The 20,900-nt window shown below is 61.7% G+C and carries 24 protein-coding genes; 13 read left to right on the top strand and 11 right to left on the bottom strand.

Annotated features, from left to right (window positions below; genetic code table 11):
- Nucleotides 1-191: 191 nt before the first annotated feature.
- Both DEIDE_RS04270 and treS read right to left on the bottom strand, forming a co-directional pair.
- Nucleotides 192-422 (bottom strand): hypothetical protein, encoded by a 231-nt coding sequence (locus DEIDE_RS04270; protein ID WP_162485397.1) that lies wholly within the window; start codon nucleotides 420-422, stop codon nucleotides 192-194.
- A 110-nt stretch (nucleotides 423-532) separates the two neighbouring features.
- Nucleotides 533-2,191 (bottom strand): maltose alpha-D-glucosyltransferase, encoded by a 1,659-nt coding sequence (gene treS / locus DEIDE_RS04265; protein ID WP_012692716.1) that lies wholly within the window; start codon nucleotides 2,189-2,191, stop codon nucleotides 533-535.
- Between the two features lie 169 nt (nucleotides 2,192-2,360).
- Between treS and rpmB the strand changes: the two genes are divergently transcribed.
- The 5 genes from rpmB (at nucleotide 2,361) to DEIDE_RS04240 (ending at nucleotide 5,230) form a co-directional block, all read left to right on the top strand.
- A complete protein-coding gene (rpmB, locus tag DEIDE_RS04260) occupies nucleotides 2,361-2,606 on the top strand; it encodes a 50S ribosomal protein L28 (protein ID WP_012692715.1) in 246 nt (81 codons plus the stop codon).
- Entirely contained in the window at nucleotides 2,603-3,502 is a 900-nt protein-coding gene (locus DEIDE_RS04255; protein WP_012692714.1) for a metal ABC transporter solute-binding protein, Zn/Mn family, read from the top strand. The genes rpmB and DEIDE_RS04255 overlap by 4 nt, the downstream gene beginning before the upstream one ends.
- A 182-nt stretch (nucleotides 3,503-3,684) precedes the next feature.
- Entirely contained in the window at nucleotides 3,685-4,110 is a 426-nt protein-coding gene (gene rplM, locus DEIDE_RS04250) for a 50S ribosomal protein L13 (protein WP_012692713.1), read from the top strand.
- On the top strand, nucleotides 4,110-4,511 hold the full coding sequence (rpsI, locus tag DEIDE_RS04245; RefSeq protein WP_012692712.1) for a 30S ribosomal protein S9: 402 nt from the start codon (nucleotides 4,110-4,112) through the stop codon (nucleotides 4,509-4,511). Before rplM ends, rpsI begins: the two co-directional genes overlap by 1 nt.
- Before the next feature lie 95 nt (nucleotides 4,512-4,606).
- The gene (locus tag DEIDE_RS04240; protein WP_242402949.1) at nucleotides 4,607-5,230 is read left to right on the top strand and encodes an antibiotic biosynthesis monooxygenase; all 624 of its coding nucleotides are present in this window, start codon (nucleotides 4,607-4,609) and stop codon (nucleotides 5,228-5,230) included.
- Nucleotides 5,231-5,293: 63 nt separating this feature from the next.
- On the opposite strand, the gene DEIDE_RS04235 is transcribed toward DEIDE_RS04240, so the two are convergent.
- From DEIDE_RS04235 to DEIDE_RS04225, 3 genes are read right to left on the bottom strand one after another with little or no spacing between them, the layout of a single operon-like run.
- Nucleotides 5,294-5,761: an NfeD family protein gene (locus DEIDE_RS04235; RefSeq protein WP_012692710.1), complete on the bottom strand. Its 468-nt coding sequence runs from the start codon at nucleotides 5,759-5,761 to the stop codon at nucleotides 5,294-5,296.
- An 8-nt stretch (nucleotides 5,762-5,769) separates the two neighbouring features.
- Nucleotides 5,770-6,687 carry an SPFH domain-containing protein gene (locus tag DEIDE_RS04230; protein ID WP_012692709.1) on the bottom strand — a complete coding sequence of 306 codons (918 nt, stop codon included), beginning with the start codon at nucleotides 6,685-6,687 and terminating at the stop codon, nucleotides 5,770-5,772.
- Nucleotides 6,688-6,720: 33 nt separating this feature from the next.
- On the bottom strand, nucleotides 6,721-7,281 hold the full coding sequence (locus DEIDE_RS04225; RefSeq protein WP_041227078.1) for a histidine phosphatase family protein: 561 nt from the start codon (nucleotides 7,279-7,281) through the stop codon (nucleotides 6,721-6,723).
- Between the two features lie 67 nt (nucleotides 7,282-7,348).
- On the opposite strand from DEIDE_RS04225, the gene DEIDE_RS04220 reads away from it, so the two are divergent.
- Entirely contained in the window at nucleotides 7,349-8,782 is a 1,434-nt protein-coding gene (locus tag DEIDE_RS04220) for an ATP-binding cassette domain-containing protein (protein ID WP_012692707.1), read from the top strand.
- On the opposite strand, the gene DEIDE_RS04215 is transcribed toward DEIDE_RS04220, so the two are convergent.
- The gene (locus DEIDE_RS04215; RefSeq protein ID WP_012692706.1) at nucleotides 8,755-9,573 is read right to left on the bottom strand and encodes an HAD-IIB family hydrolase; all 819 of its coding nucleotides are present in this window, start codon (nucleotides 9,571-9,573) and stop codon (nucleotides 8,755-8,757) included. The genes DEIDE_RS04220 and DEIDE_RS04215 overlap by 28 nt on opposite strands.
- A 324-nt stretch (nucleotides 9,574-9,897) precedes the next feature.
- On the bottom strand, nucleotides 9,898-10,371 hold the full coding sequence (gene rplS, locus DEIDE_RS04210; protein ID WP_012692705.1) for a 50S ribosomal protein L19: 474 nt from the start codon (nucleotides 10,369-10,371) through the stop codon (nucleotides 9,898-9,900).
- A gap of 191 nt (nucleotides 10,372-10,562) precedes the next feature.
- Here rplS and DEIDE_RS04205 point away from each other — a divergent pair, with 191 nt between their 5' ends.
- Nucleotides 10,563-11,375: a hypothetical protein gene (locus tag DEIDE_RS04205; protein WP_012692704.1), complete on the top strand. Its 813-nt coding sequence runs from the start codon at nucleotides 10,563-10,565 to the stop codon at nucleotides 11,373-11,375.
- Here DEIDE_RS04205 and DEIDE_RS04200 read toward each other — a convergent pair.
- The gene (locus tag DEIDE_RS04200; protein ID WP_012692703.1) at nucleotides 11,366-11,890 is read right to left on the bottom strand and encodes a GNAT family N-acetyltransferase; all 525 of its coding nucleotides are present in this window, start codon (nucleotides 11,888-11,890) and stop codon (nucleotides 11,366-11,368) included. The two genes, DEIDE_RS04205 and DEIDE_RS04200, sit on opposite strands and share 10 nt — an antisense overlap.
- 175 nt (nucleotides 11,891-12,065) lie before the next feature.
- Between DEIDE_RS04200 and lipB the strand changes: the two genes are divergently transcribed.
- From lipB to DEIDE_RS04180, 4 genes are all read left to right on the top strand, one after another.
- On the top strand, nucleotides 12,066-12,782 hold the full coding sequence (gene lipB, locus DEIDE_RS04195) for a lipoyl(octanoyl) transferase LipB (RefSeq protein ID WP_012692702.1): 717 nt from the start codon (nucleotides 12,066-12,068) through the stop codon (nucleotides 12,780-12,782).
- A 3-nt stretch (nucleotides 12,783-12,785) separates the two neighbouring features.
- Nucleotides 12,786-13,766, top strand: coding sequence for a lipoyl synthase (lipA, locus tag DEIDE_RS04190; RefSeq protein ID WP_012692701.1), 981 nt, complete (start codon nucleotides 12,786-12,788; stop codon nucleotides 13,764-13,766).
- Nucleotides 13,767-13,995: 229 nt separating this feature from the next.
- The gene (locus DEIDE_RS04185) at nucleotides 13,996-14,718 is read left to right on the top strand and encodes a metal ABC transporter ATP-binding protein (protein ID WP_012692700.1); all 723 of its coding nucleotides are present in this window, start codon (nucleotides 13,996-13,998) and stop codon (nucleotides 14,716-14,718) included.
- 2 nt (nucleotides 14,719-14,720) lie between these two features.
- Entirely contained in the window at nucleotides 14,721-15,530 is an 810-nt protein-coding gene (locus DEIDE_RS04180) for a metal ABC transporter permease (protein ID WP_012692699.1), read from the top strand.
- A 352-nt stretch (nucleotides 15,531-15,882) separates the two neighbouring features.
- Here the strand turns inward: DEIDE_RS04180 and DEIDE_RS04175 are convergent, their stop codons facing one another.
- The 3 genes from DEIDE_RS04175 to DEIDE_RS04165 all read right to left on the bottom strand — a co-directional run bounded on the left by DEIDE_RS04175 (nucleotide 15,883) and on the right by DEIDE_RS04165 (nucleotide 18,695).
- Nucleotides 15,883-16,353, bottom strand: coding sequence for a transcription elongation factor GreA (locus DEIDE_RS04175; RefSeq protein WP_012692698.1), 471 nt, complete (start codon nucleotides 16,351-16,353; stop codon nucleotides 15,883-15,885).
- A gap of 475 nt (nucleotides 16,354-16,828) precedes the next feature.
- Nucleotides 16,829-17,905: a phosphohydrolase gene (locus DEIDE_RS04170; RefSeq protein ID WP_012692697.1), complete on the bottom strand. Its 1,077-nt coding sequence runs from the start codon at nucleotides 17,903-17,905 to the stop codon at nucleotides 16,829-16,831.
- Entirely contained in the window at nucleotides 17,898-18,695 is a 798-nt protein-coding gene (locus tag DEIDE_RS04165) for an enoyl-CoA hydratase/isomerase family protein (protein ID WP_012692696.1), read from the bottom strand. Before DEIDE_RS04165 ends, DEIDE_RS04170 begins: the two co-directional genes overlap by 8 nt.
- A gap of 569 nt (nucleotides 18,696-19,264) precedes the next feature.
- Here DEIDE_RS04165 and DEIDE_RS04160 point away from each other — a divergent pair.
- Together DEIDE_RS04160 and DEIDE_RS04155 are read left to right on the top strand one after the other, a co-directional pair.
- A complete protein-coding gene (locus DEIDE_RS04160; protein WP_012692695.1) occupies nucleotides 19,265-20,464 on the top strand; it encodes an S-layer homology domain-containing protein in 1,200 nt (399 codons plus the stop codon).
- Between the two features lie 77 nt (nucleotides 20,465-20,541).
- Nucleotides 20,542-20,898 carry a hypothetical protein gene (locus tag DEIDE_RS04155; RefSeq protein WP_012692694.1) on the top strand — a complete coding sequence of 119 codons (357 nt, stop codon included), beginning with the start codon at nucleotides 20,542-20,544 and terminating at the stop codon, nucleotides 20,896-20,898.
- Nucleotides 20,899-20,900: the final 2 nt, after the last annotated feature.

Below are 20,900 nucleotides of genomic sequence, written 5' to 3'. Positions count from 1 at the left end.
CCAGGCCTGGGCTTCCACAGCACGGGTCTGGCGCGTTCGGCAGCATTACGGAAAGGAAGGGGCCACACCTAACTCGGTCAATCCAACAGGGCGCTGACTCTGCCTCGCCCAATACTGGTCGGGGAATGGCAACGGAGCGGTCAAAGCCGCTCCGCAAATGTGCTCGTTTGCCGGGCACCTATGTATCTGTGCTATTTGTCTGTGCGCCGCAAACCCTTGAAAATATTTTTCAGCAACGAAGAGCCGGCCCCTTTGTTTTCTGCATCTTTCGAGCCACCTGCTGCAGCAGGCTCTGGCGAGGCAATCCTCTGGGCGGCAGGAGTGGCCTCTGCAGCGGCTGGAGTCGGGTGTTCAGTGTCTGTCTCCACCTCGTCCCACTCCATGATCACGCGGGACGGACGCCCGTATTGCCGGTCACTCATGATCCCATGATGCACCATCCCAGAGAAACTGAAAAATCGGCTCCCTACCGAATCTTAAGACCTGTCCGGGCCTAAGCCGGCAGCCCGCATAAAGCAATCTGGGCTTGCCGTCAGTTCAGGCGCAGCCAGTAATAGTCGTACTTGCCCATGACCAGCGGATAGCGCTCATCCTGAACAGGCGGCAGGTGGCTGCCTCCGGACAAGGTGACCGGTGTGCGCCTGTGATGCGCCGAGAGGTCAAGGGTGCAGGCCTGAGCGTTGGCAGCAAAGTTACTCACGATGAGCAGGGTCTCATCAGGTGTAGTCCGGGTGAACGCCAGGATCGCCGGGTTGTCACTGTCCACAAAGTTCAGTTCTCCGTAGGCAAAAGCCGGATGCTGACGGCGCATCTCAAGCTGACGGGCAGTCCATTTCAGCAGGCTGCTTGGATCTTGCTCCTGGCTCTGAACATTCACACGGTGAAACCCATACACCGGATCCTCAATAGGTGGGTAAAAACAGTGTTCGGGGCTGGCACTCGAGAAACCACCGCTGAGGCTGGAATTCCACTGCATGGGTGTGCGTACACCATTGCGGTCGGCCAGGCTCAGGTCGTCGCCCATGCCGATCTCGTCGCCGTAGTACAGGATCGGGCTGCCTGGAAGCGCCAGCAGGACACTGTTCAGCAGTTCGATGCGCCGTCGGTCATTGTCCAGCAGGGGTGCAAGACGCCGGCGAATGCCCACATTGATCCGCATGCGGGGATCAGGCGCGTACGAGGCGTACATAAAGGCACGTTCGTCGTCGGTGACCATCTCCAGCGTCAGTTCATCGTGGTTGCGCAGAAAGGTCGCCCACTGTCCGAAGCTCGGAATGGCCGGCAGTCGGTCCATGATGTCGCGGATGCTGCTCGTGTCTTCCCGCTTGAGGCTCATGTAGAGGCGCGGCATCACCGGAAAGTTGAAACACATATGGAATTCCGGATCGGTCTCGCTGCCGAAGTATTCCACCACTTCTTCAGGCCACTGGTTGGCCTCAGCCAGCAGCAGGCGCCCAGGGTAGTCCTGGTCGACCAGCTGGCGCATCTTTTTGAGGATGGCGTGGGTTTCTGGCAGATTCTCGCAGTTGGTCCCTTCCCGCTCGATCAGGTAGGGCACAGCGTCCACCCGGAACCCATCCACGCCCAGATCCAGCCAGAAGCGGGCGGCAGCCAGAAGTTCTTCAACCACTGCGGGATTGTCGAAGTTAAGATCCGGCTGGCTGGAAAAGAAGCGGTGCCAGTAGTACTGCCCGGTCTGCTCGTCAAAGGTCCAGTTGCTGGTTTCCGTATCGGTAAAGATGATGCGCGCACCGGGGTATTCCTCGCCGGTGTCACTCCAGACGTAATAGTTGTAGAACTCGTTCGGTGAGCCGTCCGGCAGCGTCGGGCCGCGGCGGGCCGCCTGGAACCAGGGATGGTCGCTGGAAGTGTGGTTGGTGACCAGATCGCCGATGACCCGCAGCCCGCGGGCATGCGCTTCACGCAAAAAAACCTTGAAATCTTCCAGGGTTCCGAGGTCGGGGTGGATATCCACGTAATCGGCCACATCGTAGCCGTCGTCTCTGAGCGGACTGGGATACCAGGGCAGCAGCCACAGGCAGTCCACCCCAAGATTCTTGAGGTAGTCGAGCTTGCTCGTCAGCCCCGGGAAATCGCCCTTGCCATCACCATTTCCATCAGCGAAGGTCCGGACAGACAGCTCATAGAAGACGGCACTCTTGTACCACTCTGGTGGGGTGGTCTGGATCATGCGAGCCAGTGTAATTGACAAGCCCCTGGAAGCGCTGCCCCCACGATGAGAGCCCTCCCCTCGACCGGGCCTATCTCCTTCAAGATTCACCGCAATAGATATTGATATATTATTCTCAGAAGATGCAGGTTCTGCCTGCTGCTCCCTAATTTGTGCTTCAGGAGGCCCAATGAGCCGTGAATGTTATCTCACCGGAAAGAAAAATCTTGTCGTCAACAGCGTGACCCGCCGCGGTAAGGCCCGCGCGCAGGGTGGCGTGGGCCGCAAGACCACTGGCATTACCAGGCGCACCCAGAAGGCCAACCTGCAGAAAAAGACCGTCCGTGAATCCGGGCAGCTCAAGACTGTATGGCTCAGTGCCCACGCCCTGAGGAACCTGACGCGCGGTGTGTACAAGAACGTGGAGCTGGTATGACACGCAGTCTGATGTTCATGCTGATGCTCGCCGGTACTGCCAGCGCTGCGCCGCTGAAGGTCAGCGCGACCACCAGCATCATGGGTGACTTTGTACGGGTCGTTGGCGGCGACCGCGTGCAGGTCAACGTGATTGTGCAGCCAGGCAGCGACAGTCATACCTTCCAGCCATCTACCGGCGTGATCCGCAGCCTGGCCCAGAGCCGCGCCCTGTTCGCCAATGGCGCCGGCCTTGAGCCCTGGTTGCCCAAGCTGCGCGCCGCTGTTCCCAAGGCACAGCTGATCACCCTGACCCAGGGCCTGAAGCTGCACGAGGCTGGGCATGAGGAAGAAACTGCCGGTCACGATGACCATGGCGCTCTGGACCCCCATGCCTGGTGGGACCCGTCACTGGCTGCCGGGTACGTGCGCAACGTCCAGAAAGCCCTGACCGCACTGGATCCAGCCGGCAAGGCCGTGTATGCGAAAAACAGCGCAGCGTACCTCAAGCAGCTTTCCGCCGCCGACGCCTATGCCAAAAAGCAGTTCGCGTCTCTGCCAGCTGCGAAGCGCCGCTTCGTGACCAACCACGAGAGTCTGGGATATCTCGCCGAGCGCTACGGACTGACCGTGGTCGGCACCGTCATGCCGGGCCAGGGTACCGAGCGCGAGCCGAGTGCACAGGAACTTGCCCGACTGGTTCAGACCGTACGCAAGAGCGGAGCCTGGGTGATCTTCACGGAACAGTCGGTCAATACCCGCCTGGCACAGACGCTGGCCCGGGAAACAGGCGCGCGGATTGCCCCTGCCCTGTACACCGACGCGCTCGGAGCCAAAGGCAGCGCAGGGGCAACCTTTCTGGGAGCCCTGCGCTTCAATGTGGACACCATTGCGCGTGTCTTGCGCGCAGCACCCTGATCCAGCATCACATCCGCAGCCACAACTTGCCCAGGTGGGGGCACATCTGGTACCCTTGCCTTTAGTGTCTCGCGCTTGGTAGGGCGCGCGGCGACCGGGAGGCACCCGGACATGCACGGTCCTTATCCCCCACAGGCTGGGGCATGTCGCAGCCAAATCCCCCACGCATACGGAGCTTTACGGTGAAAACCTACATCCCCAAAAACGATGAGCAGAACTGGGTCGTCGTGGACGCAGCCGGCGTGCCCCTGGGCCGCCTCGCCACACTGATCGCCAGCCGCATCCGCGGCAAGCACCGCCCCGACTTCACGCCCAACCTGATTCAGGGCGACTTCGTGGTTGTGCTGAACGCCGAGAAAGTCGCCCTGACCGGCAACAAGCTCGACGGCAAGGTCTACACCCGTTACACCGGCTACCAGGGCGGCCTCAGGACCGAAACCGCCCGCGAAGCACTGGCCAAGCACCCCGAGCGCGTCATTGAGCACGCTGTGTTCGGCATGCTGCCTAAGGGCCGCCAGGGCCGCTCCATGCACAACCGCCTGAAGGTGTATGCCGGCGAGACCCACCCCCACACCGCCCAGAAGCCCCAGACGCTCGAGGTTAGATAATGGCGATTCAGCAACCTGAACAGTTCTACGGCACCGGCCGCCGTAAGTCCGCCGTGGCGCGCGTGTTCCTGCGCCCTGGCGAAGGCAAGATCATCGTCAACGGCAAAGAGTTCCAGACCTACTTCCGTGGTCTGCTGCGCGCCGTGCACGCCCTGCAGGCGTTCCGTGAAACCGGCACTGCTGGCCGGTATGACGCCGTGATCACCGTCAACGGTGGCGGCCCCACCGGACAGGCCGACGCAATCAAGCTGGGCATCGCCCGCGCACTGCTGAAGGTCAACCCTGACTTCCGCGCCCAGATGAAGCCCAAGGGCCTCCTGACCCGCGATCCCCGCGAAGTCGAGCGCAAGAAGTACGGCCTCAAGAAGGCCCGCCGCGCACCTCAGTTCAGCAAGCGCTGAATCCAAAGTTTTCCCAGTGGTCCCTCCCTTGTGGAGGGACTTTTTTTCTGCATCTGGCTTGCAGAACACGCCGCTGCGCTACCCTGCCCAGGCACATGAGTCCTTCCCCTGACGCCATCCCTCCGAATATCCCGGCTCACCAGGCACAGATGACTGTGCCTTCTCCCTCCGACGCCACTCCGCAGGGCGTGACGCTGGTGATCACCGAGAGGGTCCAGCACTCACAGGTGGAAGGGTACGAGGCCTGGGCCCGGGAAGTACATGATCTGCTGGCCGAGCATCCAGGGTTTGTGGGGCTCAACGTGCTGCGGGACCGCAGCGGTCCCTTTCCCGAATACATCACCCTGCTGCGGTTCACCTCGCAGCAGGCGCTGGAAAGCTGGCGACACTCCCCTGCATATCAGGCCGCTCTGCGTGAGCTGCCCCACTTCACAGCGTCCGAGGTTCATTACCGGGAAGCCAGTGGACTGGAAGCGTGGTTTGATCGTCCTGCCAGCACTCCGGCGCCGCCGCTCTGGAAGAACGTGCTGGTCGGGTTTGCAGGTGTCTATCCCCTCATCCTGCTGTTCACGTGGCTGACGGGTTTTTTGACCAGTCACTGGCCCTGGTGGGCAGCCATTGTGCCGTCCGCTTTCCTGGCCACGCTGTTTCTGAACTGGCCGGTGCTGCCGCTACTGTCACGCGCCCTGCGCCGATGGCTTTATCCCCGGACAAGTTAACCGCAGGTCAAAGAGGGCAGCGCCAGCAAGTGTCAGCTGGCGCTTCCCTCGTTATTTCCTTCGCTAGACCCAGGTGCCGTTGATCTCACGGACGTGAAGGGTCGTTCCTTCAGCACTGACGATCAGGACATTGGCGCCCTCGGGAACATCCGGGCCGGTGGCCCGCCAGTCACTGTCACCGACGCGAACCCGGCCAACCCCGTTACGGATAGCTGAAGTGACCACCACAGTGCGGCCCACAAGCCGGCTTGCACCACGGTTCATGCTCTCGCCTTCGTCACCCCCAAGAATCAGACGGTTGACATACCGCCGGCCGATCAGGACCGCCACCACGCTTAGAAGAGCAAACAGGAGCAGTTGCAGGGTCACCGGGAGTGGCAGCACAAACACCAGCAGGCCCAGCATAAAAGCGGCCATGGCCAGCCAGACAAAGAACACACCCGGCGCGAACACTTCCAGAATCAGGAGCAGAGCGCCCAGCACCCACCAGTGCCACGACTGGATGCGCTCAAGAGTGGGAAGCCAGTCCATGTCTCACCTCAGCCTTTGTTCCCGAAAGCTTCCTTGGCGACTTCCGCTATGCCCGCCAGGCTGCCCAGGACACTGGTCGCCTCAATGGGCAGAATCAGGGTCTTCTGGTTCGGTGCGGTCGCAACGTCCTTCAGGGCGTCCACGTAACGCTGGGCGATGAAGTAGTTGATGGCCTGCACATTCCCGGCGGCGATAGCCTCGGACACCATCCGGGTGGCTTCGGCCTCGGCCTGCGCCTGACGCTCGCGGGCTTCGGACTGAAGGAAGGCAGCCTGACGCTGACCCTCGGCGTTGAGGATCTCGGCCTGCTTCTCGCCTTCGGCCTTCAGGATGGCCGCCTGACGGAAGCCTTCGGCGTCCAGAATGTTGGCACGCTTCTCGCGCTCGGCCTTCATCTGGCGGGCCATGCTGGCCACCAGATCGGCGGGCGGCTTGATGTCCTTGACCTCGATGCGGGTGACCTTGACGCCCCACGGCTCCGTGGCCTCGTCCACCACGGCCAGCAGGCGCGCATTGATCTGGTCGCGGTTGGACAGCAGTTCGTCGAGGTCCATGCTGCCCATCACGGTCCGGATGTTGGTCATGGTGAGGTTCAGGACCGCCTGTTGCAGGTTGCCCACCTCATAACTGGCCTTGGCGGCGTCAAGCACCTGATAAAACACGACGCCGTCCACTGTGACCAGCGCGTTGTCCTTGGTGATGACTTCCTGGCTGGGCACGTCCAGCACCTGCTCCATCATGTTGACCCGCCGCCCGATGCGGTCGATGTAGGGAATGATCAGGTTCAACCCCGGCTTGAGGCTGCGCTGGAACTTTCCGAAGCGTTCCTGGGTCCACTCAAACCCCTGCGGCACACTCTTGACCCCGGCCAGCAGCGTGACTATGACCAGCAATACGGCCACAATCACAAATATCGTCAGTCCCATAGATTGATCCTCCTGCAAACCGGTACGCCGGGCTCAGGACAAAGGTTCCCGTAGCTGCAGTGCTGGCCATTCGAGTGTCAGGACATCCAACAAGTTCAGGTGCCTCCAGAGCGGTTTTGGGTCCAGGTCCCCGGCATGGGCCACCAGCAGACTGATCACGGTACCGTGCGCGACGATGGCCACTGAATCCCCTGTCTGCCGGCTCATTACGGCCCCTACGGCGTTGGCAAAACGGCGCCGGGCATCATCAGCACTTTCCTCTCCGAACATCACCTGGGCAGGGTGATCAAAAAACCGGTCCAGGGCGGCTTGAAAGTCCGCAGGTTCCGGATACAGGGGTACGGTATAACGCAGCTGCTCATGCAGCCCAAGCATGCGGCGGTGCGGTACGCCCAGTTCGGTGGCCAGGGCCTGTGCCGTGGAAACCGCCTTGGGTTCCTCGCTGGAGACGACCACCTCCGGACGGGGGCGCAGGCGTGAGATCAGTCCGGGCAGTCCACCCAGCGCGCCTTCGGCCAGCTGCCACTCATGCGCTGGGACGCCAGACAGGATGTGCGGCTGGCCATGCTTGACAAGGTGCAGGGTACGCGACATCTGACAAGGGAAGCACACCTCTGCGCAGCCGCCATGCGCCATATGATTCAGGCTCTAGACTCGGCTGATGCGGCCCTTGGTAGACCTCCATGCAGTGACTGTCCGGGCAGGCGGCGACACCCTGCTGTCTGACGTGACGCTTCAGGTACAGCGGGGGGAAGCGCTGCGTCTGTGGGGACCAAATGGTGGGGGCAAAACGACACTGTTGCGCCTGCTCGCCGGCCAGGTTGCTCCAGTCGAGGGACTCAGAACCTATGGCCTGCGGGGTGGCGTTCAGCACTCGGCCGTGCAGGCGCGTCAGACGCTGGGGGTCGTCGGGCCAGATGCCGAGGCCTTCTATCTGACGCGAGACTGGGCCCAGACGGTTCAGGATGTGCTGCTTTCCGGCTTTGAAGGCGAGTTGCTTAACCTGTGGGACGCGCGGCCAGAAGCGTTGCAGCGGCTGGAAGAAGTGAGTGTGCTGACCGGCCTGACCTCATTGCTGACCCGCGATTTCCGGACCCTGAGTCACGGGCAGCGCCGCCGGGCAATTCTGGCCCGCGCGCTGATGGCGGCGCCGGAACTGCTGCTGCTGGATGAATTTACCGATGGCCTGAGTGAAGGAGCGCGCGCTGGGCTGAGTGAGGTGCTCACAAACGTGCATAAGGCGGGGGTGGCGATCGTCCTGGCCACTCACCGCCCTGAAGAGGCCCCCGAGTTGTCCTGGCGCAGCGTGCATGTCCAAGGGGGGCGGATCGTGGACGAGCCCGCCACCAGCGCTGAGACCAGCCTGGCTCCAACCCTGCCCCGTCCGCCGGGTAGCGCCCCCCTGGTGCAGCTTGACCACGCGGAGGTCTACCGCAACGGTCACCTTGCCCTGGGGCCACTGTCCTGGAGCTGGAACACCGGGCAGCACTGGCTGGTCACTGGCGAGAACGGAAGTGGAAAAAGCACCCTGGCCCGCCTGATTGCCGGCGAGTTCCACGCCGCGCTGGGCGGGCAGGTCACCCGGCCCTTCCTGACGCGCGACCTGCTGACCGAACGCCGACGCAGCGTGGGGCTGGTCAGCGCCGAACTGGGAATGCGCCAGCGTCGTGAGTGGACCGGAAGGGACCTGATCGGGAGCGCCTTTGCAGGCACCGAGGGCTTCAGTGAGCTGCTGAGCCCCGCCCAGGAAGCCCAGGTAGAAGCCCTGGCCGCACAGCTGGGAGTGACCGGGCTGCTCAGCCGCCACACAGAGACGCTCTCGCAGGGGCAGCTCCGGCGCCTGCTGCTGGCGCGCGCTGTGGTGCATGGGCCCAGGCTGCTGATCCTGGACGAGGGTCTGGACTTCCTCGACGCCTCCAGCCGTACCGCCTTCCTGGCCCTGCTGCCAGACCTGGCAGCGAAGGGCACACATGTCATGGTGGTCGCCCACCGTGCGTCCGACGCACCCCCCGGCCTGACCCACCACCTGCACCTGGATCATGGGCAGGCGGTGTACAGCCGGGCTCTTCAGCCAGCCCGCGTGGCTTCCAGCTGACTGGCCAGGTCGTGCAGGTAGGCACCCAGGTCCTCATGCCGCGGGATCTGGACATGAGCGTGACGGGCCAACAGGGGCAGCGTCCCCACCTGCACCGCGTAGCCAGCCACTTCCAGCATGGCCTCGTCGTTGTCGCTGTCACCGAAGGCCACGGTGTGGTTGTGCGGCACCCCCAGCGCGTCGGCAATCAGCGTCAGCGCTGCGCCCTTATGGGCCCCCTCAGGCGTGACGGTCAGAAACTGAGGGTACGGTGGTTGCGCGCCTGTCAGCACCAGATGAGGGTGGCTCTGGCGCAAACGACCGGCCAGGCCAGCGACCTCGGGATGATAGAAGCCGACTTTCAGAATGCCTTCGCGCGGCGCTTCCGAAACCGGCCGGTAGGAACGGGCCACCATCCAGGCTTCTGGCTCTGAGCCTTCCGGCACATCCACGTACAGGCCATCGGCAGTAAACAACACCATCCGCGCGTCCTGAAGCTCATGGGCCAGCACAGCTTCCAGGTCTTCCGGAGTGAAGCGGACCTCGATGTGAAGGGCACCGTCCAATTCGATCCGGCCTCCATTGTTGGTGGCGACCGCATCCGGCTGCACTGCTGAACGTACTGCACCCGGCGGAGTGTCGCGCCCGGTGATGATGGCCAGCCTGACATCCAGAGCGCGCAAACGGGCCAGAGCACTGACGGTGTCGGCCGGAACCTCACGTCCGGCGTCGGGAATCAGAGTACCGTCCAGGTCAAAGGCCAGCAGCAGCGGGCGTCCGGCAGGAAAGGAAACAGGCGTGCGGGCAGTCATGCGCGGCAGGCTACCAGTCTGCCCGCACGGTTGCGAGCAGGGCCAGAGCAGTTGAGGGATTCCCGTATGTGATGCTCCGTCCAGAGCGCCTCGTCTGTCGCCCTGACGACGGTGGAATCCCTGAAGCGCACTGTATGTCTGCAGGATGGCTCAATATGCATCCGGAGCGATAACTTGTGGAGCCTGACCGTCAGCACGCCGGCCTTCCCTCCTGCCCAGGAGCGGTTACCGTGCCAGCCCAGAGACGACCAGCCCGGCCACATCAGGGAATATCAACGAAAAACCGCCTGCCTCTGGGGCAGACGGTCCGGGAGAAGGTAAAACTTATTCGCCCTGGGTTTCGGGAGCAGCGTCGGCAGCGGGCGCATCAGCGGCAGCCTGAGCTGCGGCCTTCTCCTGCTGGGCACGCGCGGCGTCTTTCATCACGCGGCTGCGGTCGTTCTTGATGCGGGCTGCCTTACCGCGCAGGTCGCGCAGGTAGTACAGCTTGGCGCGGCGAACCTTGCCGCGCTCCAGCACGGTGACCTTGGCAATCAGGGGGGTGCTGAAGGGGAACACACGCTCGACGCCTTCACCGAAGGAGATCTTGCGCACGGTGAAGCTCTTGCGGCTGCCGCTGCCGTTGATGGCAATAACGACGCCTTCGAAGGCCTGATTGCGGGTGCGGTTGCCTTCCACGACCTTGGTTTCCACGCGGATGGTGTCTCCGGGGCGGAAGTCAGGTGCGTCGGTCTTGATGTGGGGCTGCTCAACGGCGCGGAGAATGGCGCCACGGTTGACTTTAACGGTGCTCTGCATAGGATCTCCTTTGGTCAGCGGACCGCTCCACGAAACTCCGGTGTCCCCGGAGGGGGGCGTTCTTAACACCTGCATGGGCCCCGGGAACCGGGGAGGCTGCAACCTTGAGAGTATACGTGGGTCTGCCCGGTACGGCAAGCATTCGAATCAGGCACTTCAGGTCACGGTGTCGCAGGTCACCATGCGGCAGCATGATCTGCGTGTCAGAACTGATTGAAAAACGCGACGAGTTGCTGGCTGGCCTGGAGCACAGCAACTCGGTGCAGCGTCGCCGGCTGTCGGAGGTGCGGGCGCGGGAGCACGTCGGCGCTGCCGGCTGGGCCCAGAGCAGTACCCTTGAAGAGATTATCCGCACAGGCCGCGAAGGACTGTCGGCCACCGACGCGCTGCGTCAGGTCGTGAGCCTGACCACCGAGCAGCTTCGCACGCTGCCGCTGAGTGCGCCGCTGGATCAGCGTGACGGGCACCTTCAGGCCCTGCAGGACATTGTGGACCGCAGTGAGGAACAGATCACGGCGGCCCAGGCCCTGGACGAACTGCTGCGTCAGGCACTGGACGACGTGACACACACGCCCGTGCAGGAGCTCAACGTGCAGCGGTTAAAACGGGTACACCAGCGCGTCCGCGAGCAGGTCCAGGCCCTGAACACCATTATTGAGGCGGCGCAGGTCCAGGCCGATACCCTGGAGCAGCTCGGCGCGCTCGAACGCGTCAGCGCCGAACACCAGCAGCGCGTGCAGAGCCTGAAGCAATTCAGTGCCGAGGACGAAGTCCTGGCTCTGGGAGAAGTCGGTGAACAGCTTGTGACGCGCATTACCCAGCTTGATGAAACTCCGCCGGGACAGCTCAACGCCCTGACCCGGATCGGGGAGGCGGTGGTGGACAGTGTGCCGGAAACCGGAGGAGATCCCTGTACGCAGGCTGACGCGCTTGATCGGCTGGCCAGGGCCGCTCAGGACAAGAGCGAGAACCTGCGCGGCGCTCAGAGTGACCGTCAGAGCTGAATCCAGTACCGGTAGATGGGCTTGTCATAAAAATCCAACTGAAACTCGCCTTCCAGCACGCCTCCGTTAGCCTCGATCACTCTGCGCGAGCCGCTGTTGTCCACGTCGCAGGTCACCAGCACGCGGTCCAGGCCCAGCTCACGCGCCCGGTTCAGGGTCAGCCGCAAAATCAGCGTGCCATATCCCTGGCGCCGTGCTGAGGGCCGTATCTCATATCCGATGTGACCACCAAAGGTCCGCAGACGCTCGTTCAGGGTATGGCGCAGGCTGACCCGGCCCAGATAATTTTCGCCGTCAACAAGCCAGAGGGCCTCGGAGTGCACAAACCCTTCCGGCAACCTCTGACCAGGCTCGTACCGCCGCAATTCAGCAAGAAACATGGTGAAATCGGCTTCCAGCCCAGGTGCACTCCGCCCCAGTGTGTCTCCCAGGCCACTGGCCATCATCTGCGCTTCCCTGACAGCTTCGATGAAGCTCTCCTTGTACCGCTGCGAGGGCACAACAAGTTCTGGCATGAGTCAGGGTACCGGCCTGGACCGGCACCGCCATCTGTCATTCAGCCTGTCCATACCAAATGGACGGCGTCTACCAGCGCAGACACGCAGATTCACCACAGCGCGTGGTCAATCAAGCCTCAAACCGCTCTGGCAGCACGGTGAAATGCGCGCCCGGGGGCGTACAATCGCCCACGTGACGCGAGCGGATTTCGACATTCTGGATCTGGGGGTTATGCCCTACCGCGCAGCCTGGGATCTGCAAAAGCAGCACCATGCTCGTGTCGCGGGTGGTGGCCGGCCGACGCTGCTGCTCGTCGAGCATCCGCCAGTGCTGACCTTGGGGCGCAAGGCCCGGGAGGGCGAGAACATCGTGGTGACCCGCGAGTATCTGGCCGCCCAGAGTATTGACGTCTTCGAGGTCGAACGCGGCGGTGACGTAACCTATCACGGCCCCGGCCAGCTGGTCGCCTACGCGATTTTCCCAGTTGGGCGACGCGTTCGTGACTTTCTGAGGCTGCTTGAGCAGAGCGTGGTGGAAGCCCTGGGCACGCTGGGACTCCCCGACGCCCGGCCCAACCCAGGCTACGCGGGTGTGTATCTGCAAGACCGCGAAGTCAATGGGCTGGAGCGTCACCAGAAGATCTGCAGCATTGGAGTGGCGGTCAAACAACACGTCGCACTGCACGGCATTGGCCTGAACGTCACCACCAATCTGGACCACTTCAATCTGATCGTGCCCTGTGGCCTGACCGATACCCAGATGACCAGCGTGCAGCGCGAATATGATCTGCGCGGCCGGAACAGCACCATTGAGATTAAAGATGCCAAGGAAGCGCTCGCGGACGCTTTTGTGCGCACCTTCCAGACGTATGATTGGAGCCTGCCGGCACCCGCCGGGGCGGGGAGTTAAGTTATGACTCAGCAAGAACCGAAGTTCATCAAGAACGGCATCTACCGTAAAGACAGTGTGCCGGTACGCGAAAAGAAGCCCGAGTGGCTCAAGGTCACCATTCCCACGGGGCAGGTATACGGCGAAGTTCGCAAGATCGTCAAGGAACACCGCCTGCACACTGTGTGTGAGGAAGCAATGTGCCCGAATATCGGCGAATGCTGGTCGAGGGGCACCGCCACCTTCATGCTGATGGGCCATATCTGCACCCGCGCCTGCCGCTTCTGCGCAGTGGACACCGGTAACCCCATGGGCAGGCTGGACCTGGACGAGCCGCAGGGTGTGGCCCAGAGCGTTCAGCTGATGGGGCTCAAATACGTCGTACTGACCAGCGTGGACCGCGACGACCTGCCGGACGGCGGCGCGTACCACTTCGCCAAGACCGTACAGGCAATCAAGCGATTGAATCCAGGCACACGGGTCGAGGCACTGACACCCGACTTCGGTGGGAATACCCACTGCGTGGACCTGGTGCTGGACAGCGGTGTGGACACCTACGCCCAGAACCTGGAAACGGTGCGCCGCCTGACCCACCCCGTACGTGACATCCGTGCCAACTACGACCAGACGCTGGCCGTGCTGGCTCACGCCAAGCAGGCACGACCAGACGTGATCACCAAAACCAGCATCATGCTGGGGCTGGGCGAAACCCGCGAGGAAATCAGCGAGGCCATGCGGGACTGCCGCGCAGCAGGCGTGGACGTGCTGACCTTCGGCCAGTACCTGCGCCCGACCATGCATCACCTGCCGGTGGAGCGCTACGTCTCCCCTGCCGAGTTCGACGAGATCCGCGAGGAAGGCATGGGGCTGGGCTTTATGGAAGTGGTTTCCGGTCCCCTGGTACGCAGCAGTTACAAGGCCGAGCAGATCGTGATGGACAACCCCGGCAACCTGCCCGAGCATCTGGCCCACCTGGACGCTGGCAGCGAACTCAGCCTGATCTGAAGAGAGGTTTCATGGCGGCCGGAGCAGATGCTCCGGCCGCTGCGTCTGACCCTGAGGGCACGAAGTCACTGATTGTGGGCGGCACTACCAACTGCAAGGACTCTCCGGGCTTGCTCAGGCAGGAGCAGACAACCTTTCGTGCCCGCGCAACGTCCCCTGTTGTCGCAAGGCACCTGTCTTTGTTGATTTCGCACTCGCAATATCACTTCAAGGCAGGTATGCTTCGCGGGTGCTAGGCGTGCAGAACCTCACCGTCCGCTACGGATCGCACGTCGCCCTGCAGGACGCGACGGTGCGCTTCGAGGCAGGCTCCTTCAGCGCCATCATCGGGCCAAACGGCGCCGGCAAAAGCACGCTGCTCAAAACGCTGGTGGGTCTCCTGCCCGGCACCGAAGGCCGCGTGGCTTTTGACGAAGGCCATTCTGCGCGTCAGTGCATCTCCTATGTCCCGCAGCAGCAGACGCTGGACTGGGGCTTTCCGGTTACCGTATGGGACGTGGCCATGATGGGCCGCACCGGACGGCTGGGCTGGCTCCGCTGGCCGTCGAAGCGGGACCGGCAGCTGGTCGAAGACGCCCTGAAGGAGACCGGAGTCTACGAGCTGCGCGCACGGCATATCGGCGCGCTTTCGGGGGGGCAGCGTCAGCGTGTGCTGCTGGCCCGTATGCTTGCGCGCCAGGGCCATCTGCTGCTGCTGGATGAACCCCTGACCGGGGTTGACAGTGCCACCCAGGAACAGCTGATGGCTCTGCTCAAAACGCAGGCGCAGCGAGGCCGGGCTGTCGTCATGGTGACCCACGACCTGGAGCAGGCGCGCCGCTGGTGTGATCATCTGCTGCTGATCAACCGCCGCATCATTGCCGACGGCACACCCGAGCAGGTCTACACTCCGGCGAACATCGAGGCGACCTTCAGCACCAGTCATCTGGGTCATACCCACGCGGAAGCCTGAACATGGACTGGCTGACCGATCCGTTGCAATTTGATTTCTTCCAGCGTGCGCTGGCAGCCGTGGTGCTGGTCAGTGTGCTGTGTGCATTGGTGGGCGCATGGGTGGTGTTGCGTGGACTGAGTTACATCGGGGATGCCATGAGTCACGCGGTGTTCCCAGGAATCGTGGCCGCCTTTCTGATGAAGGGAAATCTGCTGGTCGGAGCTCTGATTGCCGCCGTACTTACAGCACTGGGGATCGGACTGGTCAGTCAGCGCAGCGGGCTGAAACAGGACAGTGCCATTGGCATCGTGTTTGTCGGAATGTTCGCGCTGGGCATAGTCATGCTCTCACGCGCGCCGAGCTTTACCACCGACCTGAGCAATTTCCTGATCGGCAATCCACTGGGCGTGACGCCAACAGACCTGTGGAGCGCCCTGCTCGTTACGGCGCTGGTGGGCGGGTTGCTGACTGCTATCCAGAAGGAACTGCTGCTTGCCAGTTTCGATCCCACGGAAGCGCGTGCCATCGGCTTGCCGGTACGGCCCCTGGAAAGCCTGCTGCTGATTCTGATTGGACTGGTGGTGGTCCTGACTGTACAACTGGTCGGCACCACCCTCAGCGTAAGCCTGCTGATCACCTCAAGCGCTACCGCGCGCCTGCTGGCCCGGAACCTGAAGAAAATGATCCTGACGGCTGCGCTGCTGGGCGTTGTTGGAGGCATCACCGGCCTTTACCTGAGCTACTTCATGAATACTGCGCCGGGCGCCACGATCGTGCTGGTCAACACCGCCCTGTTTCTGCTCGCACTATTTTTCCGCCGTCGCGAGTAGGCCAAGCCTCAAAGAGCCGGAATAAGCGTTTCCTGAAGAGGACCTGGGCGCCGGTGCGTCTCGCTGGCCTTACAGAGTGGCTGCTCTTCTTTCCTTGCGGCGCCGCGCCGGCATAGCCGCCACTGCAAGTCACAGGAAGACAGGGATGTTGTCCCCCTGCCACCCGCCACGTCGTTTCGGCAGAACAGCCTCATGGTTCTGCTGGAGCCGGGAAACAGGTCACTGTTCTGGACCGCATGATTGGAGCCACTGGAGGTGCGCTCGTCCTTTGTGCGAGGTTTCCGCCGGGCTCATACCGTAAAAAAAAGAGGCAGCGGTGAATTCCGCCTGCCCCTTTCATCTCTGCTCGCTCTCAGTCGTATTCGACGGCAAGAATTTCGAAGCGGGAGGTTCCTTTAGGCAACTGCACATTGACAGTTTCGCCTGCGTGCTTGCCGGCCAGGGCTTTGCCAATAGGGCTGGCATCGCTAATTTTGCCTTTCAGGATGTCAACTTCGTAGGTACCTACCAGCTCAAACTGGTGCTCTTTCCCTTTGTCGTCCTTGACACGGATTCTGGCGCCCAGACCCGCGCCGCCAGCGCTATCTTCCGCAATGATCAGCGCGTGCTCGAGCTGGTACTCGATATCCGCGATACGGGCTTCGTTCTCGCTCTGCTGCATGCGCGCCTCGTCGTAGGCAGCGCTCTCCCGCAGGTCACCGTCGGCGATGGCCTGACCCATATATTCACTGATCTGCTCGCGCCGGGTGGTCTTCAGATGGTCCAGCGTTTCTTTCAGCTTGTCATAGCCGCGTTGTGTCATGGTGGGGCGGGGCTTGGTCATAGACGGTCAAGTATAGTCCCCGCCGGCAGCAATTGCTCTTCATCTGTGTCAGTTTCATCGTGACTGTGGTCAACGCCGCTGGATCAAGTCAGCTATAGCAGAGGCGTTGTGGTCACACAACCACATTAGGCTTGCCAAGCAGGTTCAACGGCTGGCTTTGACTGGTCCAACAAGCCTGCCGGTCCACCTTCTCTATCCGGCCAGTTCCCTATCCAACAGGCGGTTGTCTCAGGCTCCCCCACTGGCGGCACGCGGAGAACCAAAGTGACCGTACCCTTCTGACACCATAGATGTGTCCTGCCTCGAGCTTCGTCTGAGCAGCCAGTTTCCAAGCGTCAAGTGAACTCCCAAACGGGTGAGCTTGTTCGCCGCTGTCCAACAGCCTTGTGGTGTCACCCAGAAGGACCAAACAGCCCTATCTGGCCTTGCCCTACAGGATGTTCTGGCCTTCTTACATACTCAAGTTACTCTATTTTCAGCGGCTGTCGTTCCCGATTCCCAGGTTATCGATAATGGCTTCCTGAGTCTTTTTCTGACTGTCCATGATTTCCACAGCGACCTGCTCACCGCTGTCAAGGTCCATAACAAAGGCGTCGCCCTCCAGACGAACCCGCGACAGAATCTGTTCTTCGCCTGCTGCACGCATGCTGGCCCGCAGTTCAACAAAAGGACGTAACGGTGTACGGATCACCTTCGGTGCCAGAATCTCTTCGACCTGAAAGATCCCACCTGAGTTGTTCATGGTCACGTTGATCAGCACTGGCTTATTCTTCCCACGCTCAATCACGACTTCGTCCACGGCCAAGGCACTGATGCTGTGAATATCGACACTGCCCAGCGAGAAAGCCTTGCGCCCACGGCCCTTGGTGATGTCGGTACCATCGGCCACTGCGGTGATTCCGCCCTCGATAGTCAGCGGCGCGGGGTTCAGGTCGTGGCAATTAATACAGCTCAGGATGAACGAGCGAACTTTGGTACGCCTGAAAGGATCAGGGTAGAGCGGCCCCATGATCCGGTCGATAATCGGCATGGCCAGCCGCACACCATGCTCCTCGTGCGCAACGCGGTGAATCTGATTGCCGATGTCGTGCAGCATCGTGCCCAGAATGACCACCAGATGGACGTCATCAGCGTCACCGATTCCCGAGTCCATCAGATCAGGTTTGACACCACCTTCCAGCAGCAACTCGGTGATCGCCAGGCTGGCGGCGCCGGTGATAAAGGCATGAACGCGGCCGTGGTCGTTGTATCCCAACTTCCGCATGGTGATGTAATTTGCCATGTCCCAGTGCGCAAGGGCCTCGGGGTCATTGTGCAGGGCCTCGAAGGCGGCCATCGCACGCGGATAGGCCCTGAGGTCCGTTCGGATTGCCTGACTGGCTTCCTCAATGAGCTTGGCGCGCGGTGTGGAGTATTCGACCACGCGTTCCCCGTGATCGACTTTAGGAGCTGCTGCGTCGGCCTGTAGGCCAACGTCGCTTACGTTCCCGTCTTCTACGCTGAGCCGGAACTTCTGGCCACCTTCCAGCGGAGTGCGCTCTTCGTCACTCACCTTTGAACTCCGGGCGGCGCTTGCCCAGGAAGGCGGCAGTCCCTTCTTTGAAGTCCTCGGTGGACATCGCCATACCAAACAGGTCGGCCTCTATTTCCAGTCCGCCTTCCAGGCTGGTATCCATACCCCGGCGCACGGCTTCCTTGACCAGAGACAGCGCAATAGGGCCGTGGCGCAACATGGTTTCGGCAATCTCACGGGCTTTGCTCAGCGCATTGTCAGCCACATAGTTGACCAGTCCCAGCTGCAACGCTTCCTCGGCGCTCACCTGACGTGCGGTGAGCATGAGGTCCAGTGCACGCCCAACGCCAATCAGGCGCGAGAGGCGCTGGGTCCCACCGTAGCCTGGGAGGAGGCCCAGGGTGACCTCGGGCAGGCCCAGACGCGCCCCGGAAGACGCCACCCGGATATCGCAGGCCAGAGCCAGTTCCAGCCCGCCGCCGAGCGCGTAGCCGTTGATGGCCGCGATGACAGGAATAGGCAGGCTGCTGAGCTGATGCATAACGTCCTGACCTGCCAGCGAAGCCTCACGCCCAGCGTAAACGCCGTCCAGGGCAGCGAGCTCGGTGATGTCAGCACCTGCCACAAACGCTTTATCCCCTGCTCCGGTCACGATCAGCGCACCGATTTCGGCATTGTCCATGATCAGATCGATGGCTTCGCTGATCTCACCGAACGTTTCGGCACTCAGCGCATTCAGCGCTTTGGGACGGCTGACCGACAGAACTGCCAGGGGCCCATGCTGATCGATCTGGATGGTTTCAAATTCATGTTCGTCGAGGTGTGTCATGGCCTCATCCTGACATGTCCTTTTCGCGCCTCGTAGAAGTCAGCGCGACGCGAGTCATTTCACTTGGCATGAAGGAGCATCCCAGAGGAATTCGGGAGTCCTGCACAGAGGGACCCAGGACCACGGCCTACAGCTTTATGGCTTGCCGCAGAACAGTGTCAGTCAGCAGAAACCAATGTCCTCAAGCGCTAAGCCGGACTTCATGTGCAGGACGTGAACACAGCGTAGAAAATGACCCTGTATCAATTCTGATGCTTATCTGCGGCAACGACGAAGGCCATATTCATGAGTCCTCACTCATGAGGGAGAAGCGTAAAAGCTTCTTGGTTTTTCACATATTGACAACAAAAAAGCCGATCTGACCGCTTTCTATACCTCACACATCACAACACCGTTTCTCATAAATGTCCCATATATGGGTATCTTCAAGCAGGATTGCTAGTCCTCATCTGAAAATAAATACGTCTGGGAGTCACAATTCACAGGACCCTCACCGAGCATGCCTACGTTGACTGTAGGAAAACGGGCAGGTCGTTACAAACCTCTCGTACCGCTTCAAAGGAGAAACCATGCGCAAGTCAATGATGTTCGCTTCCACGGTCGCATTGATTCTGGGTGCCGCCAGTGCCCAGACCACGACCACGACCACCACGGCCACCACCGCCACGCAAGTCACCCTCACCGACGTGCCTGCCGGGCACTGGGCCAAGGATGCAGTTGACCGCATTGTGCAGTGCGGTTTGATCCAGGGGTTCCCGGATGGAACCTTCCGCGGTAACGAGAACCTGACCCGTTACCAGGCCGCTCTGATCTTCTACCGCCTCCTTCAGACCGGAACGCTCAGCAACTGTGGACTGTCGCAGACCGACATGACGGTTGTCGCTCGTGGTATGGCAGAAGTCAGCACCGAGCTGGCAGCGATTGCCAACCGCGTGACCGATCTCGAGCGTCTGAACGCTGAGCAGCAGGCCCGTATCACGGCCCTGGAAGAACGTATCAACGCCATGGGTACCGGCACTGCCGGCGCAGACGTAACCGCTCTGAATGCACGCATTGATGCTCTGGAAGCGGCTATTCGCAACATTCCTGCTGGCCCTGCCGGTCCTGCTGGCCCTGCCGGTCCTGCTGGCCCCGCCGGTCCTGCCGGCCCCGCTGGTCCTGCCGGCGCGAGCGCTACTGTTGTGACGCCTGCACCACCTGCTCCAACCACGGTAGTCATTGGTGAACCTGTGGTCGACGCGCCTGTACGCAGCAACCTGTACGCTGGTGTTAGCGTGGGCGCCGCAGCGACGAGCAGTGATATTCCCTGCTTCCAGGGCAACAGCAATTCGGGTCGTCAGACCAGCTACTGTGTAGCCGCCGGCGCCATGATCGGTAGCAAGAACATCCTGGGCCCTGTCGGTGCTCGCGTCGCCGCCGAATACGCTCCTGGCAAGAACGGTTTTAACGCTGACGTAACTGCCACCTACCACCTGGAAACAGGCAGCGCAATCACTCCGTACGTGGGTGCTGGTCTGGGCCTCAGCAGCAGCACGGGCCGTACGCGGGACGCCAACGGCAACGTGACCGGCTTTGCCGGCAACGCCACCGACACCTACGTCAATGTGCTGGCTGGGGTGGACTTCAACATCACCGATAGCATTGCCGCGTACGTCGAGGGCAACGGTCGCTACTACATGACCAACAACGGCACCGGCACTGGCCTTGGCAACAGCGCCCGCAACGGCTTTAATGTTGCTGGTAAAGCCGGCCTGAAGTTCTTCTTCTAACCCTTTCCGGAGAGAAGAGCCCCGTTAAGGGGCTCTTCTTCGTTTTTTTGCTCTGCACGAAAGCGTAGACTGGGCCGATGCGGCTCCTATCCTTTGTCCAGGTACTGCTGCTGCTGGGCCTGACGGCCTACGTTCTTCTGGTGTCGTTGGAAAATCCGGCCCTGGTTCGGCTGCCCCTCCCGGGGGGCCGTGGTGACTTGTCGCTGAGCCAGGGGGCAGCGGTGGGTGGTTTTCTGCTGCTAGGCGGGCTATACACCGCATTTCTTGTGCTACCCATCTGGTGGCGGGAGCGCCAGCGCCGACAGCAAGAAAGGCGCCTCCGTCAGGACCTTGAAAGGCGCCTCGCCGCCACACTCCAGGCGCGGCTGGGCGCCGTGAGCCAACCCCCGTCACTGTCTCCTGGGGCACTGGCTTCTGAAAACGAGGAAAAATAATC

This window comes from Deinococcus deserti VCD115, assembly GCF_000020685.1.
Classification (GTDB): Bacteria; Deinococcota; Deinococci; order Deinococcales; family Deinococcaceae; genus Deinococcus; species Deinococcus deserti.
This window is presented reverse-complemented; position numbering and strand designations above follow the sequence as displayed.

What these genes read in the sequence shown, in the direction of transcription:
- DEIDE_RS04175 (WP_012692698.1), bottom strand. Translation starts at nt 16,353, where the DNA reads ATGACCAAGCCCCGCCCCACCATGACACAACGCGGCTATGACAAGCTG.
- DEIDE_RS04200 (WP_012692703.1), bottom strand. Translation starts at nt 11,890, where the DNA reads ATGCCAGAACTTGTTGTGCCCTCGCAGCGGTACAAGGAGAGCTTCATC.
- DEIDE_RS04220 (WP_012692707.1), top strand. Translation starts at nt 7,349, where the DNA reads ATGCGGCCCTTGGTAGACCTCCATGCAGTGACTGTCCGGGCAGGCGGC.
- rplS (WP_012692705.1), bottom strand. Translation starts at nt 10,371, where the DNA reads ATGCAGAGCACCGTTAAAGTCAACCGTGGCGCCATTCTCCGCGCCGTT.
- DEIDE_RS04205 (WP_012692704.1), top strand. Translation starts at nt 10,563, where the DNA reads ATGATCTGCGTGTCAGAACTGATTGAAAAACGCGACGAGTTGCTGGCT.
- rpsI (WP_012692712.1), top strand. Translation starts at nt 4,110, where the DNA reads ATGGCGATTCAGCAACCTGAACAGTTCTACGGCACCGGCCGCCGTAAG.
- DEIDE_RS04240 (WP_242402949.1), top strand. Translation starts at nt 4,607, where the DNA reads ATGAGTCCTTCCCCTGACGCCATCCCTCCGAATATCCCGGCTCACCAG.
- DEIDE_RS04255 (WP_012692714.1), top strand. Translation starts at nt 2,603, where the DNA reads ATGACACGCAGTCTGATGTTCATGCTGATGCTCGCCGGTACTGCCAGC.
- DEIDE_RS04215 (WP_012692706.1), bottom strand. Translation starts at nt 9,573, where the DNA reads ATGACTGCCCGCACGCCTGTTTCCTTTCCTGCCGGACGCCCGCTGCTG.
- rpmB (WP_012692715.1), top strand. Translation starts at nt 2,361, where the DNA reads ATGAGCCGTGAATGTTATCTCACCGGAAAGAAAAATCTTGTCGTCAAC.
- DEIDE_RS04270 (WP_162485397.1), bottom strand. Translation starts at nt 422, where the DNA reads ATGAGTGACCGGCAATACGGGCGTCCGTCCCGCGTGATCATGGAGTGG.
- DEIDE_RS04230 (WP_012692709.1), bottom strand. Translation starts at nt 6,687, where the DNA reads ATGGGACTGACGATATTTGTGATTGTGGCCGTATTGCTGGTCATAGTC.
- DEIDE_RS04235 (WP_012692710.1), bottom strand. Translation starts at nt 5,761, where the DNA reads ATGGACTGGCTTCCCACTCTTGAGCGCATCCAGTCGTGGCACTGGTGG.
- lipA (WP_012692701.1), top strand. Translation starts at nt 12,786, where the DNA reads ATGACTCAGCAAGAACCGAAGTTCATCAAGAACGGCATCTACCGTAAA.
- DEIDE_RS04160 (WP_012692695.1), top strand. Translation starts at nt 19,265, where the DNA reads ATGCGCAAGTCAATGATGTTCGCTTCCACGGTCGCATTGATTCTGGGT.
- DEIDE_RS04180 (WP_012692699.1), top strand. Translation starts at nt 14,721, where the DNA reads ATGGACTGGCTGACCGATCCGTTGCAATTTGATTTCTTCCAGCGTGCG.
- DEIDE_RS04155 (WP_012692694.1), top strand. Translation starts at nt 20,542, where the DNA reads ATGCGGCTCCTATCCTTTGTCCAGGTACTGCTGCTGCTGGGCCTGACG.
- DEIDE_RS04225 (WP_041227078.1), bottom strand. Translation starts at nt 7,281, where the DNA reads ATGTCGCGTACCCTGCACCTTGTCAAGCATGGCCAGCCGCACATCCTG.
- treS (WP_012692716.1), bottom strand. Translation starts at nt 2,191, where the DNA reads ATGATCCAGACCACCCCACCAGAGTGGTACAAGAGTGCCGTCTTCTAT.
- DEIDE_RS04165 (WP_012692696.1), bottom strand. Translation starts at nt 18,695, where the DNA reads ATGACACACCTCGACGAACATGAATTTGAAACCATCCAGATCGATCAG.